The 15,744-nt window shown below is 64.6% G+C and carries 17 protein-coding genes; 14 read left to right on the plus strand and 3 right to left on the minus strand.

Annotation, left to right across the window (positions count from 1 at the left end; translation table 11 throughout):
• Positions 1 to 15: 15 nt before the first annotated feature.
• The gene (locus AC3IQ7_RS07575) at positions 16 to 663 is read left to right on the plus strand and encodes a response regulator (protein ID WP_489208774.1); all 648 of its coding nucleotides are present in this window, start codon (positions 16 to 18) and stop codon (positions 661 to 663) included.
• Between the two features lie 155 nt (positions 664 to 818).
• Positions 819 to 1,514, plus strand: coding sequence for a Crp/Fnr family transcriptional regulator (locus AC3IQ7_RS07580; RefSeq protein WP_034781930.1), 696 nt, complete (start codon positions 819 to 821; stop codon positions 1,512 to 1,514).
• Between the two features lie 7 nt (positions 1,515 to 1,521).
• Here AC3IQ7_RS07580 and AC3IQ7_RS07585 read toward each other — a convergent pair whose 3' ends face one another.
• A complete protein-coding gene (locus AC3IQ7_RS07585) occupies positions 1,522 to 2,715 on the minus strand; it encodes an MFS transporter (protein ID WP_489208775.1) in 1,194 nt (397 codons plus the stop codon).
• 91 nt (positions 2,716 to 2,806) lie between these two features.
• On the opposite strand from AC3IQ7_RS07585, the gene AC3IQ7_RS07590 reads away from it, so the two are divergent.
• The 4 genes from AC3IQ7_RS07590 to AC3IQ7_RS07605 all read left to right on the plus strand — a co-directional run bounded on the left by AC3IQ7_RS07590 (position 2,807) and on the right by AC3IQ7_RS07605 (position 6,263).
• The gene (locus AC3IQ7_RS07590) at positions 2,807 to 3,259 is read left to right on the plus strand and encodes a winged helix-turn-helix transcriptional regulator (protein WP_489208776.1); all 453 of its coding nucleotides are present in this window, start codon (positions 2,807 to 2,809) and stop codon (positions 3,257 to 3,259) included.
• On the plus strand, positions 3,256 to 4,470 hold the full coding sequence (locus tag AC3IQ7_RS07595) for a D-amino acid dehydrogenase (protein ID WP_489208777.1): 1,215 nt from the start codon (positions 3,256 to 3,258) through the stop codon (positions 4,468 to 4,470). Before AC3IQ7_RS07590 ends, AC3IQ7_RS07595 begins: the two co-directional genes overlap by 4 nt.
• 3 nt (positions 4,471 to 4,473) lie before the next feature.
• Positions 4,474 to 5,436: a GlxA family transcriptional regulator gene (locus tag AC3IQ7_RS07600; protein WP_489208778.1), complete on the plus strand. Its 963-nt coding sequence runs from the start codon at positions 4,474 to 4,476 to the stop codon at positions 5,434 to 5,436.
• 137 nt (positions 5,437 to 5,573) lie between these two features.
• Complete coding sequence (locus tag AC3IQ7_RS07605; RefSeq protein ID WP_489208779.1) at positions 5,574 to 6,263, plus strand: M24 family metallopeptidase; 690 nt, start codon at positions 5,574 to 5,576, stop codon at positions 6,261 to 6,263.
• On the opposite strand, the gene AC3IQ7_RS07610 is transcribed toward AC3IQ7_RS07605, so the two are convergent.
• Positions 6,260 to 7,339, minus strand: a complete 1,080-nt coding sequence (locus AC3IQ7_RS07610) for a hypothetical protein (RefSeq protein WP_489208780.1) — start codon at positions 7,337 to 7,339, stop codon at positions 6,260 to 6,262. The two genes, AC3IQ7_RS07605 and AC3IQ7_RS07610, sit on opposite strands and share 4 nt — an antisense overlap.
• Before the next feature lie 66 nt (positions 7,340 to 7,405).
• A complete protein-coding gene (locus AC3IQ7_RS07615; protein ID WP_489210407.1) occupies positions 7,406 to 8,440 on the minus strand; it encodes a MerR family transcriptional regulator in 1,035 nt (344 codons plus the stop codon).
• Positions 8,441 to 8,779: 339 nt separating this feature from the next.
• Here AC3IQ7_RS07615 and AC3IQ7_RS07620 point away from each other — a divergent pair, with 339 nt between their 5' ends.
• From AC3IQ7_RS07620 to AC3IQ7_RS07655, 8 genes are all read left to right on the plus strand, one after another.
• Positions 8,780 to 9,790 carry a zinc-binding alcohol dehydrogenase family protein gene (locus AC3IQ7_RS07620; RefSeq protein WP_489210409.1) on the plus strand — a complete coding sequence of 337 codons (1,011 nt, stop codon included), beginning with the start codon at positions 8,780 to 8,782 and terminating at the stop codon, positions 9,788 to 9,790.
• A 1-nt stretch (position 9,791) separates the two neighbouring features.
• Positions 9,792 to 10,928: a mannitol dehydrogenase family protein gene (locus AC3IQ7_RS07625; RefSeq protein ID WP_489208781.1), complete on the plus strand. Its 1,137-nt coding sequence runs from the start codon at positions 9,792 to 9,794 to the stop codon at positions 10,926 to 10,928.
• 114 nt (positions 10,929 to 11,042) lie between these two features.
• Complete coding sequence (locus tag AC3IQ7_RS07630; RefSeq protein WP_099378864.1) at positions 11,043 to 11,960, plus strand: GntR family transcriptional regulator; 918 nt, start codon at positions 11,043 to 11,045, stop codon at positions 11,958 to 11,960.
• A 25-nt stretch (positions 11,961 to 11,985) separates the two neighbouring features.
• The gene (locus AC3IQ7_RS07635; RefSeq protein ID WP_489208782.1) at positions 11,986 to 12,321 is read left to right on the plus strand and encodes a UxaA family hydrolase; all 336 of its coding nucleotides are present in this window, start codon (positions 11,986 to 11,988) and stop codon (positions 12,319 to 12,321) included.
• The gene (locus tag AC3IQ7_RS07640) at positions 12,318 to 13,541 is read left to right on the plus strand and encodes a UxaA family hydrolase (RefSeq protein ID WP_322427516.1); all 1,224 of its coding nucleotides are present in this window, start codon (positions 12,318 to 12,320) and stop codon (positions 13,539 to 13,541) included. The genes AC3IQ7_RS07635 and AC3IQ7_RS07640 overlap by 4 nt, the downstream gene beginning before the upstream one ends.
• Positions 13,542 to 13,552: 11 nt before the next feature.
• Complete coding sequence (locus AC3IQ7_RS07645) at positions 13,553 to 14,572, plus strand: aldo/keto reductase (RefSeq protein ID WP_489208783.1); 1,020 nt, start codon at positions 13,553 to 13,555, stop codon at positions 14,570 to 14,572.
• Complete coding sequence (locus AC3IQ7_RS07650; protein ID WP_489208785.1) at positions 14,569 to 15,411, plus strand: amidohydrolase family protein; 843 nt, start codon at positions 14,569 to 14,571, stop codon at positions 15,409 to 15,411. Before AC3IQ7_RS07645 ends, AC3IQ7_RS07650 begins: the two co-directional genes overlap by 4 nt.
• A complete protein-coding gene (locus AC3IQ7_RS07655) occupies positions 15,408 to 15,737 on the plus strand; it encodes an L-rhamnose mutarotase (protein ID WP_099378868.1) in 330 nt (109 codons plus the stop codon). Before AC3IQ7_RS07650 ends, AC3IQ7_RS07655 begins: the two co-directional genes overlap by 4 nt.
• Positions 15,738 to 15,744: the final 7 nt, after the last annotated feature.

Consider the following 15,744-nt stretch of genomic DNA (forward strand, 5'->3'; position numbering starts at 1 on the left):
TCAGGCAACAAACACGTGAACGCACCAATCAAAATCCTGCTGGTCGACGACCACACCTTGCTGCGCAGCGGCGTCAAGCTGCTGTTGCAGCGCAATCCTCAATTCCAGGTGGTGGGCGAGGCATCGAACGGGCTCGACGGCGTGCGCCTGACGGCCGAACTGCAGCCCGACGTGGTGCTGATGGACTTGAACATGCCTGGCGTGTCCGGCGTCGAGGCGCTGCAGCTGATCCTGCAGGACCTGCCGCAGATGGTCGTGCTGATGCTGACCGTGTCGGAAAACGCAGCCGACCTGGGCGCGGCCCTGCGCGCCGGTGCGCGCGGCTATTTGCTGAAAAATATCGAGGCCGAGCAGCTGGGCCAGGCCATTTGCCGCGCCGCCGCCGGCGAATCCGTGATTGCCGACGCCATGACGGCCAAGCTCGTGTCGCAGTTCCGCGCGGGGCAGAACGCGCCCCAGGCCGACTATGACAAACTGACGCCGCGCGAACGCGAAGCCATGGCCTGCCTGGCGCAAGGACTGAGCAACAAGGAAATCGCGCGCCAGCTCGACGTGGCCGAAAGCACGGTGAAAATCCACGTGCAAAACATCCTCAAGAAGCTTAAGCTCAGCAGCCGCGTGCAGATCGCCGTGTATGCGGTCGAGCGCGAATTGAGCAAATAAAGATCAAACAAAGTGCAAATAGTGCGCAAGCAATGCGCGATTGTTTGATCTGCATGGCGTTCCGGCCTAGACAACCCTAGTTCCTTTGACGTATGGCCTTGACCGTGCCGGCCCATTACACTCTTAGTCATTCGCTAATCTAATAAGAGAGTGTCATGCATAAGGTCAACGTCGATGGCTTGCTATCGAGCCAGGCTCTGTTCCGCCATATTTCCCCTTCGCAATTAGAGCAATTGCGCCAGGATGTCGTGCGTGTTGAAGTGGAAAAAGGCAAAGTGCTGTTCCGCAAGGGCGAAGTGGCGGAAGGCGCCTATGTGGTGGTCTTCGGCCTCGTCAAGCTCAGCGTGTTTTCCATGGAAGGTACGGACAAGGTACTGGAACTGATCCGTCCGGGTCAGAGTTTCGGCGAAGCCATGATTTTCCTCGATGAACCGTATCCGTTCTGCGCCGAAGCGCTCGAGCACTGCTTGCTGCTGCGCATCCCGCCGCACGCGCTGCTGCGTCTGCTGGATCAGTCGCCGCGCATCGCGCGCCAGATGATGAACAGCCTGTCGCATCATCTGATGGGTTTCATCCGCAACGTGGAGCGCTGCTCCGTGCAGAACGCCACCCAGCGCGTGGTCGAGTATTTGCTGCAGGCATCGGACCAGCAGCGCTCGAACGAGGTCAAGCTGGACCTGAAGAAAAGTCTGTTGGCATCGTTCCTGAACCTGGCACCCGCCACCCTGTCGCGCGTGCTGCACCAGCTGACGGACTTGCATTTGATTAAAGTCAGCGGTTCGCTGATCCAGATCCAGCCCGATGCACTGAAGACGTATCGCCATGGTTCCACTGCGGCCATGCTGAATTAAGCGTTTATCACTCAGCTTTTTCAGTAGGCAAGGTCAGCCGCCAGAACAGCAGGGCGAGCAAGCTGACCGCCGCGCCCAGCGCGCATACCCCATGCCAGCCCGCCAGCGCATACACGCTGGTGGCGGCAATCGCACCGAGTCCGCTTCCCACCGCATAAAACAGCATGTAGCACGCCACCAGGCGGCTGTGCGCGTCGCTGTCGTCCTTGAAGATCAGGCTCTGGTTCGTCACGTGGATAGCCTGGCCCGCCAGATCCAGCGCGATGATGCCGACGATTAACGGCCACAGGGCCGCGCCCGCAAAGCTGAGCGGCAGCCACGCGGCCAGCAGAAGCAACAGGGCCGCGCCCGTCGTCCACTGCGCGCGGCCCTGGTCCGCCATGGCGCCCGCCCGCGCCGCGCCCAGCGCCCCGATCACCCCGACGAGGCCAAACGCGCCGATGGCTGCATGGCTGTAGCCTTGCGCCGTCAGGGGCAGCACCAGGGCGCTCCAGAAAATATTGAAGACGGCAAACATCAGCATGGCCAGCATGCCCCGTACGCGCAGCACTTTGTTGTGCATCAACATCTCCACCATGGAAGCGAGCAGGGCGCCGTAGGCCAGTTTTTGACTGGATGGCTGCGCCGGCGGCAGCTTGCGCCACAGCAGCAGCAACAGGGCGCAGGCGATGGTCGCCGAGACAACATACACGGCGCGCCAGTCGGCCAGGTCCGCCACCACGCCGGACAGGGTGCGCGCCAGCAGCAAGCCGATCACCACGCCGCCCTGTGCCATGCCGACGACTCTTCCCCGTTCATGGCTGGCCGCCGCGCTGGCCGCATAGGCGATCAAGCCCTGCGTCATGGCCGTGCCCAGCAAGCCCACCAGCAGCATGCCGCCCAGCAAGGCGGCCGTGGAACGGGCGCAGCCCAACGCCGCCAGGGTGATGGCCAGCAAGCCCAGCTGGAACAGGGTCAGGCGGCGCCGGTTCAGCATGTCACCGAGGGGAACCAGCAGCAGCAGGGCCAGCGCACAACCGAGCTGCGTGGCCGTGATGACCATGCCGCTGGCGGCCTCCGTCATGCCGAATTCGTGCGCCAGTGTGGCCAGCAAGGGCTGGGAGTAATACACATTGGCCACGCTGAGGCCGGCCGCCGTGGCAAACAGCCAGACGAGGGTAGGGGGAAGTGCTGTCGTGATGGAAGTTGTCGTATCGCGCATGGGCTTGTATGTAAGTGGTTTCAAATTAAAACCACTTGGAGTCTACGCCGGGAAGTTTTAAAATGCAACCACTCAATCCTGGAGCATGACGATGGCCAAGCGCAAGAGCCTGAAAACCGACCCCTGTCCCGTGGCGCGCGCGCTCGACGTGATCGGCGAGCGCTGGTCGCTGCTGATCGTGCGCGACGCCTTTGACGGCATGCGCCGGTTCGGAGAGTTCCAGAAAAGCCTGGGCGTGGCGAAGAACATCCTGGCCGACCGCCTGCACACCCTGGTGGAAGAGGGCATCTTCACGGTCGCGCCCGCCTCGGACGGCACGGCGTACCAGGAATACGTGCTGACGCAAAAGGGGCTGGCCCTGTTTCCTGTCGTCGTCGGCTTGCGCCAGTGGAGCGAGGCGCAATTGTTCCAGGCGGGCGAGGCGCATTCGACCTTGCTGCAGCGTGGCTCAGGCTTGCCCGTGCGCAGGATGGACGTGCTGGCGCCCGATGGCCGCGTGTTGCAGGCGGGCGACACCGTCGTGCACAAGGTCGTGGTGCCATGAGCCGCACGGTGGCAGTCATCGGCGGCGGCATCACGGGCGTCACCACCGCTTACGCGCTGGCGCAACGGGGCGTCAATGTCACCCTGATCGAGCGCCACCGCTATGCGGCCATGGAAACGTCGTATGCGAACGGCGGGCAATTGTCGGCCTCACATGCGGAGGTGTGGAACCACAAGGCAACGGTACTGAACGCCCTGAAATGGATGGCGCGGCGCGATGCGCCGCTGCTGCTCCATCCCTGGCCCAGCTGGCACAAGCTGAGCTGGTTTGCTCAATTCCTTGCTGCCATGCCGGGTTATGAACGCAATACCATCGCCACGGCCCGCATGGCAATCGCCGCGCGCGAACATCTGTTTGCGTGGGCGCAAGCCGAAAACATCAACTTCGATCACCGCCGCGCCGGCATTCTGCACGTCTACCGTGACCAGCGCGGTTTCGAGCGGGCGGCCGGCGTGTCGCGCCTGCTGGCGCAAGGCGGCTTGCAGCGGCGCGCCGTCACGCCGCAGGAAATGTGCGCCATCGAACCGGCTTTGCAGGGCGACTTCTACGGCGGTTACTACACGGACAGCGACTCCACGGGCGACATCCACAAATTCACCAGCGGCCTGGCCGACGCCTGCGTCCGCCTGGGGGTGGCGTGCCGCTACGGCGCACAGGTCACGGCGCTGGCGCGTGAACATGGCAAGGTGCGCGTCTCCATGGATGGGGACAGCACCGTGTTTGACGCCGTCGTCATTTGCGCGGGCACGGCCAGCCGCGCCATGGCAGCAATGCTGGGCGACCATGTGAACGTGTATCCCGTGAAAGGTTATTCGATCACCGTGCAGCTCGATGATGCGGCCAGCCGCGCGGCCGCACCGTCCGTCAGCCTGCTCGACGACGCCACCAAGCTGGTCAGCAGCCGCCTGGGCGAAGACCGGCTCAGGGTGGCGGGCACGGCGGAATTCAACGGCGTCAACCACGACATCCGCGCCGACCGCATCCGCCCGCTATTGCAGTGGGTGGAGCAGTGTTTTCCGGGTATCAATACGCGCAAGGTGATTCCCTGGGCCGGTTTGCGCCCCATGCTGCCTGCCATGCTGCCGAAGGTGGGGCCGGGCAAGGCGCCGGGCGTGTACTACAACACGGGCCACGGCCACCTGGGCTGGACCCTGGCAGCCGCCACGGCGGAGATGGTGGCGCAGCAAGTGGCTGCCATGGCGCAGGATTGAAGCATGCCAACGATTGCCATCCTGATCTTTCCCGGCGTGCAGGCGCTCGACGTCAGCGGACCCATGGACGTGTTTGCCGAAGCGAACAGCTTTTTGCCACCCGAACGGCATTACGTGATCGAAGTGTTGGGCACGCAGGAAGGCTTGCTGCGCTGCTCCAACGGGCTATGTCTGGCTGCGCACCGGCATTATGCGCAGGTGCACGACGCCTATGACCTGTTGCTGGTGGCGGGCGGTCCCGGCTTGCCGGCGCAAGCGCGTGACGCGGACCTGAGCGCCTGGCTGGCCAGCGCGGCCGGCAAGGCGCGCCGCCACGGCTCCATCTGCAATGGCGCGTTCTTGCTGGGCCATGCGGGCTTGCTCGATGGAAAAAAGGTTGCCACGCACTGGAACGATGCGGCGGCGCTGGCCGCCTGTTTTCCGTTGGCGCAAGTCGATGCGGACAGTATTTATCTGCATGACGGCAAGCTGGTCAGCTCTGCGGGCGTGACGGCGGGCATCGACCTGTCGCTATCCTTGCTAGCAGACGACTGTGGAGCGCAACTGGCGCTGCAGGTGGCGCGGCGGCTGGTGGTGTACACGCAGCGCCAGGGCGGGCAGTCGCAGTTCAGTCCGTACCTGACCCCGGTCGTCGATGCTTCCTCGCCCGTGGCGCAGGCGCAGCAATACGTGCTGGCACACCTTGGCGCGGCGCTCGACGTGGACAGCCTGGCGCGCCAGGTGGCGATGAGTCCGCGCAACTTTGCCCGCGTCTTCGCGCGCGAGCTGGGCGTGACGCCGGCATACTTCATTGAAAGCGCCCGGCTCGATGCGGCGCGCGCCCTGCTCGAAGCGGGTAGCGAGCCGCTGAAAACCGTCGCCTGGCGCTGCGGCTTTGGCACGGCCGACCAGCTGCGCACGGTGTTCCTGCGGCGCTTGGGCGTATCAGCCAAGCAGTATCGGCTACACTTTTCCAGCGGCCGCTAGGCGCGAACTGGGGATGGCAGGAATCCCCGCCATGCTGTCCGGAAAGCACGGCAGCCAGCACCCCCGCCCATCACGCCGCAAACCTATACTTTTCCTGCTGGCGCGCCACTTCGGCGCGCCCTTGAGGAAAGTCAAACATGCACACCACACTGGACGCCGAGCGGGTCGGCCCCGCCTATACTGAGGACGGCATGCTGCTGGCGCGCCGCAAGACGCGCGAGGCGATCGCCGCCATTGCCGCGCGCATCCGCCCCGGCATGCTGGAAGAAGACGCCGTCGCCATGGCGAAGCAGGTGCTGCTGGACATGGGCCTGGCCCTGAGCTGGCATCCCACGCGCGTGCGCTTCGGCCGCAACACGCTCAAACCGATGAAGCGGGCCTCCGAGCCGGGCGTGATCCTGCAAGAGGACGATATTTTCTTCCTCGATATCGCCCCCCGTGTGCAGGCGTGGGAGGGCGATGGCGGCGCCACGTTTACGGTGGGCGACAGCGCGCAGCAGGCGGACTATGCGCGCTGCGCGCGCGATGCCGAATGCCTGTTCCACCAGGTGCGCGCCGTGTGGCAGCGCGACAGGCTGACGGGACAAGCGCTGTATGCCTACGCAGAGGAGGAAGCGCGCAAGCTGGGCTGGGCGCTGAACTTTGACCTGGGCGGCCACCGCGTGTCTGATTTCCCGCACGCGACGATCTACGCGGGCGCGCTGGCCGACGCGGATTTTTCTCCGTCACCGATGCGCTGGATACTGGAAATCCATTTGCGCCATCCGACCTTGCCGTATGGCGCTTTTTTCGAGGACATGCTGCTCGATGATAACTACTATGCTTAGTTCTTCGGCAGCAAATCGCTGAGCGCGGCGCGGCCCTTGACGGTGAGGAAGGGGCCGACCTTGCTGTAGGGCAGTAAAAAGTCATTTTCGCAGCCGCTGCCGTTCGAGTCTTCCCAGAAGGACACGCCTTCCGGCTTCAGCGACAGGTGGAAGCGGCCGCGGCCGTCGTAATCCGTGCCCTTGCACTCGGCGTCGATCTTGACGTCCTTGAAGAGGGCCTGGCGCAGGCGGTCCGGCAATTCGGCCTTGTCGTCGCCATCGCTGGCGCTGGCGCCAAACCAGTTCCACACGTCCGTTTCCTGGCCCGTTTTCACGTCCCAAGTGCGGAACTTGATGGAGATGCCGCTGGCGCCATAGCCGGCCGCCCAGCGGTAGAATTTGATCGTCACCCAGCGCGGCGACCAGTAAGTGGACTCCGCATACACTTCGTCTTCCGTCGTGAAACCGTTGCGGCCCAGGTATTCGCGGCGCGTCGCATAGAAGTCTTCCAGGTCCTTCTTGTTCTTCGCCAGCACGGCGCGCAGCTGCGTATTGATTTTCGCGATGCCATCGCCGGGCGCGATCAGTTCCACCGTGATGGTGTCGCCCACTTGCAGGTTGCGGTATTGTCTGCCTTCAAAGGTAAGGGGTTTACTTACCTTGGTGCTGGGAAACGCTTCCAGCGCCAGGTTGTAGGCATCGCTGGCGCACGATGGATGGTCGCGGTCGCCCGCCGCTTCCAGCAAGGTCAAGGCCACGGGCAGGGTCTTGCCGCTTTTCGGATCCGTCCATGTGCCGGTGACCTTGTCGTTTTGCGGGGTGTTCAGGCTCCACGTGCCTGTCGTGTCGCCCTTGGCGTCGAGTTCCTGCCACAGCGCCTTGCCGTTTGGCTTGGAGAGCATGATCGGCGTCTTGTAGCGCGTGTAGTAATAATTGCCGCTGCGGTCAGACCCTTGCGTGGGGCTGGGCTGGTTGAAGCAGGCGACGATACTGGCCTTGCCCACGGTACCCTGCCACACCCCTTGCACGGGCGGTTCCGCGGCCATGGCGGCATTCAGGGCGGGCAGGGTCAGGCAAGCAAACAGAAAGCGGCGCATCGGTTAATCCTCTCGTGGGCGAAGGCCGATTTTACATGGCCGCGCCCACGAGATGCCACACGTCAACTATGGGCGTGGAGGTTCCTGCGCCACGACGGCCATTGCCGCGCCCAGGTATTGCAGCATGGCTGCGTTGACAAAGCTGCCTTCCATCAGACGCGGTTCCTGCTGGTGCGCCTGGCGGAACTTCAGCTGCGTGGCCGGGGCCGTGCCCGCGTAGGAGCGGAACAGTTCCAGCCACTGCCGCGCCAGTTGCAGTACGGCCGGGTCGGTGGGCGGCATGCGCGTATCCATGGCGGCGCGCACGGCGGCGATCAGGGCTGGCCACTCGCCCGATCGCTTGCCGTAGTTGGCCACCAGGTGTGCGTACTCCTGCTCATTGAGGAAGGGCCGGTACAGCGCCATGCGCGCTGCATTGAAGGCGGCCAGGATGAACTGCATCAAGTCCGCATCGATGCTGGTCGTCGCTTGCATCGAGGGTTCCTGCGCATGCATGTCGTTCAGGCGCGCGAACAGGCCCGGATGGGCGCCCGTGTCGCGCACCAGTTTGACCATCCATTCCGTGGCCAGCGCCTGCGCCCGCGCATCGTCGGGACCAGCGCCCGTCGCCTGCAGCGCGCGTACCCTGGCGACGAGCGCCTTCCATTCCTGTTCCACGGCCGCATCGGACAGCAGCGGCAGTTGTTGCAATTCTTCGTGACTAAAGTATTTGTCGTACATGGTCATCAACTCCATAGTGGTGAGCCACTCGCCCAGTTCCGGCGCCTGTCCCTGCGCCAGTTGCGCTTGCAGGCTGCACAGGCGTTCGCGCAAGGTGGAAGCTTGCGCGATCTGGCGTTCCAGCATGGCGATTTGCCGCGCCACGATGGAGGAGAGCGGCAGATCCGGGCCGGCGAGTGCGTTGGCGATATCGGCCAGCGACAGCCCGAACTTGCGCAGCGCCATGATCCGGTGCAGCCGGTCCATGTCGCCGTGCTGGTACAGGCGGTAGCCAGCCTGCGTGCGCGCCGAAGGCGAGAGCAGGCCGATGCTGTCGTAATGGTGCAGGGTGCGGATAGTCAGGCCCGTGAGCCTGGCCAGTTCCCCGATTTTTAACAGCATCGTCGTCTCCTTGTCTTCAGTGCGTACCGCCACGATGGCGCCTGACGTAACGTCAGGGTCAAGCAAGAATGTAGCAGAAGAGCCAGAAAAACCCGTAAAAGAATCCGTTGACCTTCATTTTTTTGTACGGTATATTTATAAAACCGAATAGCAACTACAGCAAAAGAAACAGGTTCGGGCCAGGTGGCATGATGGAGTAATCGTTGTGCGGCGCAGCAAGAAGCGCCATTGGCAGGGCTGGAAAGACAATCCGCGCAGACGGATTTTTTTCACAGTTGGTTTGTACGTTAAATATAATATGCCGCCGGCAAGATCCGGGAGGCGAGAGGGACGACCATGATGAAAAGTATCGTTTGCGATACGCCCGGCAGTTTGCGCATGGAGCAGCGCCCCGTGCCCGTGCCCGGCGAGGGTGAAGTGCTGCTGCGCATACGCCGCGTCGGCATCTGCGGTACCGACATGCATATCTTCCGCGGCACCCAGCCTTTCCTCAGCTATCCGCGCGTGATGGGGCATGAACTGTCCGGCCACATCGACAGCGCGCCAGCCGGCTCGCGCCTGGCCGTGGGCGACCAGGTCTACGTGATGCCCTACCTGTCGTGCGGCAGCTGCGTGGCCTGCCGCCAGGGCAAGACCAACTGCTGCACCCGCATCGAAGTGCTGGGCGTGCACCGCGACGGCGGCATGACCGAATACCTGGCGCTGCCCGAGCGCTTTGTCTTCAAGACGGAAGGCATCTCGCTCGACGACGCGGCCATGATCGAATTTCTCGCCATCGGCGCGCATGCCGTCAAGCGCGGCGCGGTGGACACCGGCAAGCGCGTGCTGGTGGTGGGCGCCGGCCCGATCGGCATGGCCGTGATGCTGTTCGCATCGTTGAAAGGCGCCGACGTGACGGTGCTCGATGGCCGCGCCGACCGTTTGCAGTTCTGCCGCGACGCGCTCGGTATCACCCGCACGGTGGCGCTGGGCGAGGGCGACAAGGAACAGCTGTCGGACGCCACCGGCGGTGAATTTTTCGACGTGGTGTTTGATGCCACCGGCAATATCGCCGCCATGGAGCGGGGCCTGGACTTCGTCGCCCACGGCGGGGCCTATGTGCTGGTGTCCATCGTGCGCGACCGCCTGTCCTTTTCCGACCCCGAATTCCACAAGCGCGAAACGACCTTGCTGGGCAGCCGCAACGCCACCGTCGACGATTTCGAGGAAGTGGTGGCGGCCATGAAGGCGGGCAAAGTACCCACCGCGCTGCTCAATACCCACCGCACCACGCTCGATGAATTTACCGGCGTGCTCGATCGCTGGATGCAGCCCGAGGCGGGCGTCATCAAGGCCATCGTCGAGGTCTGAGATGAGCGATCTCAACCCCATACTTCAATTTGGCACCAGCCGCTTCCTGCAGGCGCACGCCGACCTGTTCGTCAGCGAAGCGGCCAAGGCAGGCGAGGCGCTGGGCCATATCACCATCGTGCAGACCACGCACAGCGCGCAGGGCGCGGCGCGGGTGGCGGCGTTTCGCCAGGCCGGCGGCTACCCGGTGCGCATCCGCGGCTGGCAGGACGGCGCGCAAGTCGATGAAGAGCGCCGTGCCGACGCCGTCACGCAAGCGTGGCAAGCCGGCAGCGACTGGCGGCAGGTGCGCGATGCGGCCGTGGCCGCGCGCGTGATCATCTCGAATACGGGCGACACGGGCTACCAGCTCGATGACGCCGACCACGCCGGCATGCTCGACGGCGCAGCCGTTCCCGCCAGCTTTCCCGCCAAGCTGCTGGTGCTGCTGCACGGTCGCTTCCTGGCCGGCGCCGCGCCCCTCTCGATCTTCCCGTGCGAACTGGTGGCCGACAACGGTCATGTACTGCGCCAGGTGGTCGTGACACTGGCGCGGCAGTGGCAAGTCTCGCCAGACGCCATCGCCTACCTGGAAGCGGGCTGCCTGTGGATCAATTCCCTCGTCGACCGCATCGTTTCCGAACCGATCGAACCGATAGGCGCGGTGGCCGAGCCGTATGCGCTGTGGGCCATCGAGGAGCGGGAAGGCATGCTGCTGCCGTGCCGCCACCCGCAATTGGTGGTGACGGGCAGCCTGAGCGAGTACGAACAGCGCAAGCTGTTTTTGCTCAACCTGGGCCACACCTATCTGGCGCAACTGTGGCTGGAACGGGGCAGTCCGGCCGGCATGACGGTGCGCGAGGCGATGGACGATGGCGCCATGCGCGCCGCGCTGGAAGCCCTGTGGGACGAGGAAGTGCTGCCCGTGTTTGCCGCCATGGGGACGCGGCACGGTGACGCCGCGCTGGCCTATGTGGCGCAGGTCAGGGAACGCTTCGGCAATCCCTTCCTCGCGCACCGCCTGGCAGACATCGCCCAGCATCACGCCGGCAAAATCGCGCGCCGCATGGCGCCCGTGGCGGCGCTGGCGCGGCAGCTGTGTCCCGCCCTGGCGCAGCCGCGCCTGCGCGCCATGCTGGCGCCGGGAGCGCAGCCATGAACGCCCCGGTCAACGCAGTTGTTTCTTTTTCGGCATGCCGATCCAATCCGATATCGACTAAAATGGCCCACTCATCCACTTTCCCTTTCGCTGGCATAGCGCGTTCATTCATCCATGTCCAAACCCGCCACCGTCTTCAAGCGCAGTACCAATCTGCTGTTGCAATTTCTCGCCGAGAATGTCGCAGTGGGCGAGATGCTGCCGACGGAGCAGTTCCTGACCACCATCTGCCAGGGCAGCCGCACGGCGATCCGCAGCGCGATCGCCTACCTGTCGACGCGGCGGCTGATCGCCAGCCCGGCGGACCGGCGCTTGCTGCGCAAACCCATACCGGGCGACTACTTCGATATCTCCGAATTGCAGTCGGGGGCGGAGCGCATCCAGCAAGTGCTGATGGAACGCGTGTACCAGCGCGACATGCCGCCCGGCGCGGAATTTTCGGAAGCGGAGCTGGCGCGCGAGGCGGGCGCCAGTACCGTCAGCGTGCGCGAATTCCTGATCGGTTTTTCGCGCTTCGGCCTGATCGAAAAGAAACCGCGCGGCGGCTGGCGCCTGTGCGCGTTCGACCGCTCGTTTGCCACCGAACTGGCAGACATGCGGCGCATGTTCGAGATGGCGGCCGTGGAGCAATTTGCGCACCTGCCGCATGGCGATCCCGCGTATGCGGAACTGGCGCGGCTGATCAAGCAGCACGAGAAGCTGGCGGCCAGGATAGACACGCGCCACAACGCCTTTCCGGCGCTGGACCGCGAGTTCCACACCTTTCTCATCGGCTTGCTGAACAACCGCTTCGCGCAGGGCTTCTACGATATCGTCTCGTTTGTCTTCCACTATCACTACCAGTGGGACAAGGGCGAGGAAAAGGGCCGCAATCAGTACGCGGTGCAGGAGCACCTGGCGATTCTGCGCGCGCTGGCGGAGCACGACATACCGAAGGCGCTCGAGGGCATGCGCTCGCACCTCGATTCCTCGCGCCGCACCATGCTGTCGTCGATCGGCACGCGCGAAAAACTGAGCCAGCCGGGCGCCTAGCCGTCTTTGCCGGGGAGGGTGCGCCATGAGCCTCGCTTCCCGGCCTGCCAGCCTGCTCCTGATGTCGCCCGAAGATAACTGCCTGATCGCCAGGACAGCCTTGGCCTGCGGCGACGTCGTCGCCATCGATGGCTTGCCTGTCACCCTGGCGCAAAACATCCAGATCGGCCACAAGGTGGCGCGCCGCGCGCTGGCCGTGGGCGACAAGGTGCTGCGCTACGGCGCGCTGATCGGCAGCATCACGGCCCCCGTCGCCATCGGCGAGCATATCCACACGCACAACCTGGCAAGCGATTACATCCCCACGTTTACCCTGGGCCAGGACGGCCACCACTTCCTGGACAAGGACGACCAAGCATGAACGCTCCCGTGACGACACCCGCCCTGTCGGGCTACCTGCGCGCCGATGGCCGCAAGGGCATCCGCAATATCGTGGTCGTGGCCTATATGGTCGAATGCGCGCACCACGTGGCGCGCCTGATGGTCAACGCCTTCCCCGGCCAGCCCGTGCACCTGATTGGCTTTACGGGCTGCTTCCCCAATGAATACGCGGACCAGGTAATGCGCCGCCTGCTGACGCACCCGAACGTGGGCGCCGTGCTGCTGGTGTCCCTGGGCTGCGAAGGCTTCAACAAGTATGGCCTCTCCAGCGCCGTGGCCGACAGCGACCGCCCCGTGCATACGATTACCATCCAGGAAAACAGCGGTACGCGCCCCAGCGTGAGCAGTGGTACGGAATGGATAGGCTGGGCGCTCGAGCACCTGGCGCAGCAGGAGCGCGTGCCGATGGGGATCGATGAACTGGTCGTCGCCACCATCTGCGGCGGTTCCGACAGCACCAGCGGCATCAGCGCCAACCCGGCCGTCGGCGTGGCATTCGACACCCTGATCGCGGCCGGCAGCCCCTGCATCTTCGAGGAGACGGGTGAGCTGGTGGGCTGCGAATACCACATGCAGCGGCGCGCCGTCAGCCCCGACCTGGGCAACGCCATCGTCGAAACCGTGGCCAAGGCGGCCCGCTATTACACCATCATGGGCCATGGCAGCTTCTCGCCGGGGAACGCCGATGGCGGCCTCACCACGCAGGAAGAAAAGTCGCTGGGCGCCTACGCCAAGAGCGGTTCCTCGCCCATCGTCGGCATTTTGAAACCGGGCGACCAGCCGGCCGGCGGCGGCCTGTACCTGCTCGACGTGGTGCCGGACGGCGAGCCGCGCTTCGGTTTTCCGAACGTGTCGGACAACGCGGAAATCGTCGAACTCATTTCCTGCGGCGCCCACATCACCTTGTTCACTACCGGCCGCGGCTCCGTCGTGGGTTCGGCGATTTCGCCCGTCATCAAGGTGTGCGCCAACCCGCAAACCTTCGAGCGCCTGGCCGACGACATGGATATCAACGCCGGCAAGATCCTCACGGGCGAAGCCACCCTGGAAGAAGTGGGCGCGGAGATCGTCGCCGCTGTGCTGAACGTGGCCAACGGAGAACTGAGCCGCTCGGAAGACCTGGGCCACCAGGAATTTGTGCTGACCTATAAACAATTCGACGCGGTGGGGCCAGGCTGTTTCCCATTGCGCGCAGCGTGAGGGCCGGGTTCATGGATGCCACACAAATGCGTAACCTGCCGCGCGGCGGCCTGTCGCTGCCCTGCATCGGCATGGGCTGCGCGCCGCTGGGCGGCTTGTACCAGGCGGTCAGCGATGCGCAGGCGCGCGCCACCCTCGATGGCGCCTGGGATGCCGGCGTGCGCTTCTACGACACGGCGCCATTCTACGGCTACACCCAGTCCGAACACCGTCTCGGCGCGGCGCTGCGCGAGCGGCCCCGCAACGAGTTCGTGATCAGCACCAAGGTGGGACGGCTGATGCGGCCCGACGCCTCCGTACGCCCCGGCGACGATGGTTTTTCCGCCCCGTTGCCGTTCCGTCCCCATTACGACTACACGTATGACGGCGTGCTGCGTTCGCACGACGACAGCCTGCAGCGACTGGGACTCGAGCGCATCGATATCCTGTTCGTGCACGATATCGGCAGGGCTACGCATGGCGAACGCGATCAGCGATACTGGCGCCAGCTGACGGATGGCGGCGGCTTTCGCGCGCTGGACCAACTGCGCGCCAGCGGCCAGGTGAAGGCCGTGGGCCTCGGTGTCAATGAATGCGAGATCGTGCTGCGGGCCATGGCCGAATTCGACCTCGATTGCACCCTGCTGGCCGGCCGCTACACCTTGCTGGAGCAGGCTTCGCTGTCGCCATTGCTGGACCTGTGCGTGGAACGCGGCAACGCCATCGTCATCGGCGGCCCGTTCAACTCTGGCGTGCTGGCCGGGAACGGTAAATTCAATTACACCGATGCGCCGGCCGTGATACTCAAGCGCGTGGCGCGCCTGGACGCCGTCTGCCGTGACTTTGGCGTGCCCTTGCAAGCCGCCGCCCTGCAGTTTCCACTTGCCCATCCGGCCGTCGCTTCCTGCATCCCGGGCGGCCAGAACCTGGCGCAGCTGCGGCAAAATCTGGACTGGTTCGCCACGCCGCTGCCCGACGCCCTGTGGCTGGCGCTGCGGGAAGCGGACTTGCTCGATGCGCGCGCGCCGCTGCCTGCGGGAGTGGCCGCATGATGCGCATCGACGCCCACCAGCACTTCTGGCAGCTGGCCGCGCGCACTGGCAGCTGGCCGCCGCCATCGCTGGCCGCCATCCACCGCAATTTCGCGCCCGCCGACCTGGCACCGTTGCTGGCCGCGCACGGTATCGCCGGAACGGTGCTGGTGCAGTCGCTGCCGTCCGAAGACGATACCCATTGGCTGCTGGCGCTGGCTGATCAGGCCAGCTTTATCCGCGCCGTCGTGGGATGGAGCGATTTGCTGGCGCCTGACGCAGCGGCTGCGATTGCCCGCCTGGCATCGCAGCCGAAGCTCAAAGGCTTGCGGCCCATGCTGCAGGATCTCGAAGACGATGCCTGGATCGCCAATCCGGCGCTGGCGCCAGCTTTGAAGGCCATGGTGGAACACGGTCTGCGGCTCGATGCGCTGGTGCTGCCGCGTCACCTGCCCGCGCTGCTGCATTGCGCGCGCGATTATCCGCTGCTGCCCATCGTGATCGACCATGCAGCCAAGCCGCCGATAGCCGATGCCGCCTTCGGCACATGGCGCGAAGACATGGCGCAGCTGGCCACGCTGCCGAACGTGCACTGCAAGCTGTCGGGACTCGTGACGGAAGCGAAACCCGGCTGTAACGTGGACGACTTGCGCCCCTATGTCGCACATGTGCTGGAAGTATTCGGCCCCCGGCGCGTGATCTGGGGCAGCGACTGGCCCGTGGTGGATCTGGCCGGCGGCTATGCGGCGTGGCTGGCGGCCAGCGAAGCGCTGCTGGCGCATCTGGGGCAAGAGGACAGGGATGATATTTTCGGCCTTAACGCATTGCGCTTTTACGGCATCAGTCAGGAAACGCCATGAAAAAAATGGGCATGGTCATCGGCATCGCACCGGAACGCATCGCGGAATACAAGACCCTGCATGCCGCCGTCTGGCCGCAGGTGCTGGCAAGGCTGGCAGCCGCGCATGTCAGCAATTATTCGATCTTCCTGCGCCAGCCGGAAAACCTGCTGTTCGGCTACTGGGAATACCACGGCGAGGACTTCGAAGCCGACATGGCGGCCATTGCCGCCGACCCGGAAACGCAGCGCTGGTGGACCTTTTGCGCACCGTGCCAGGAGCCGCTGGCCTCGCGCGCCGAAGGCGAGCACTGGGCGATGATGGAACACGTATTTCATATGGCTTAGGCCCTAA

The sequence above is a fragment of the Janthinobacterium sp. GL_088 genome, assembly GCF_057837845.1.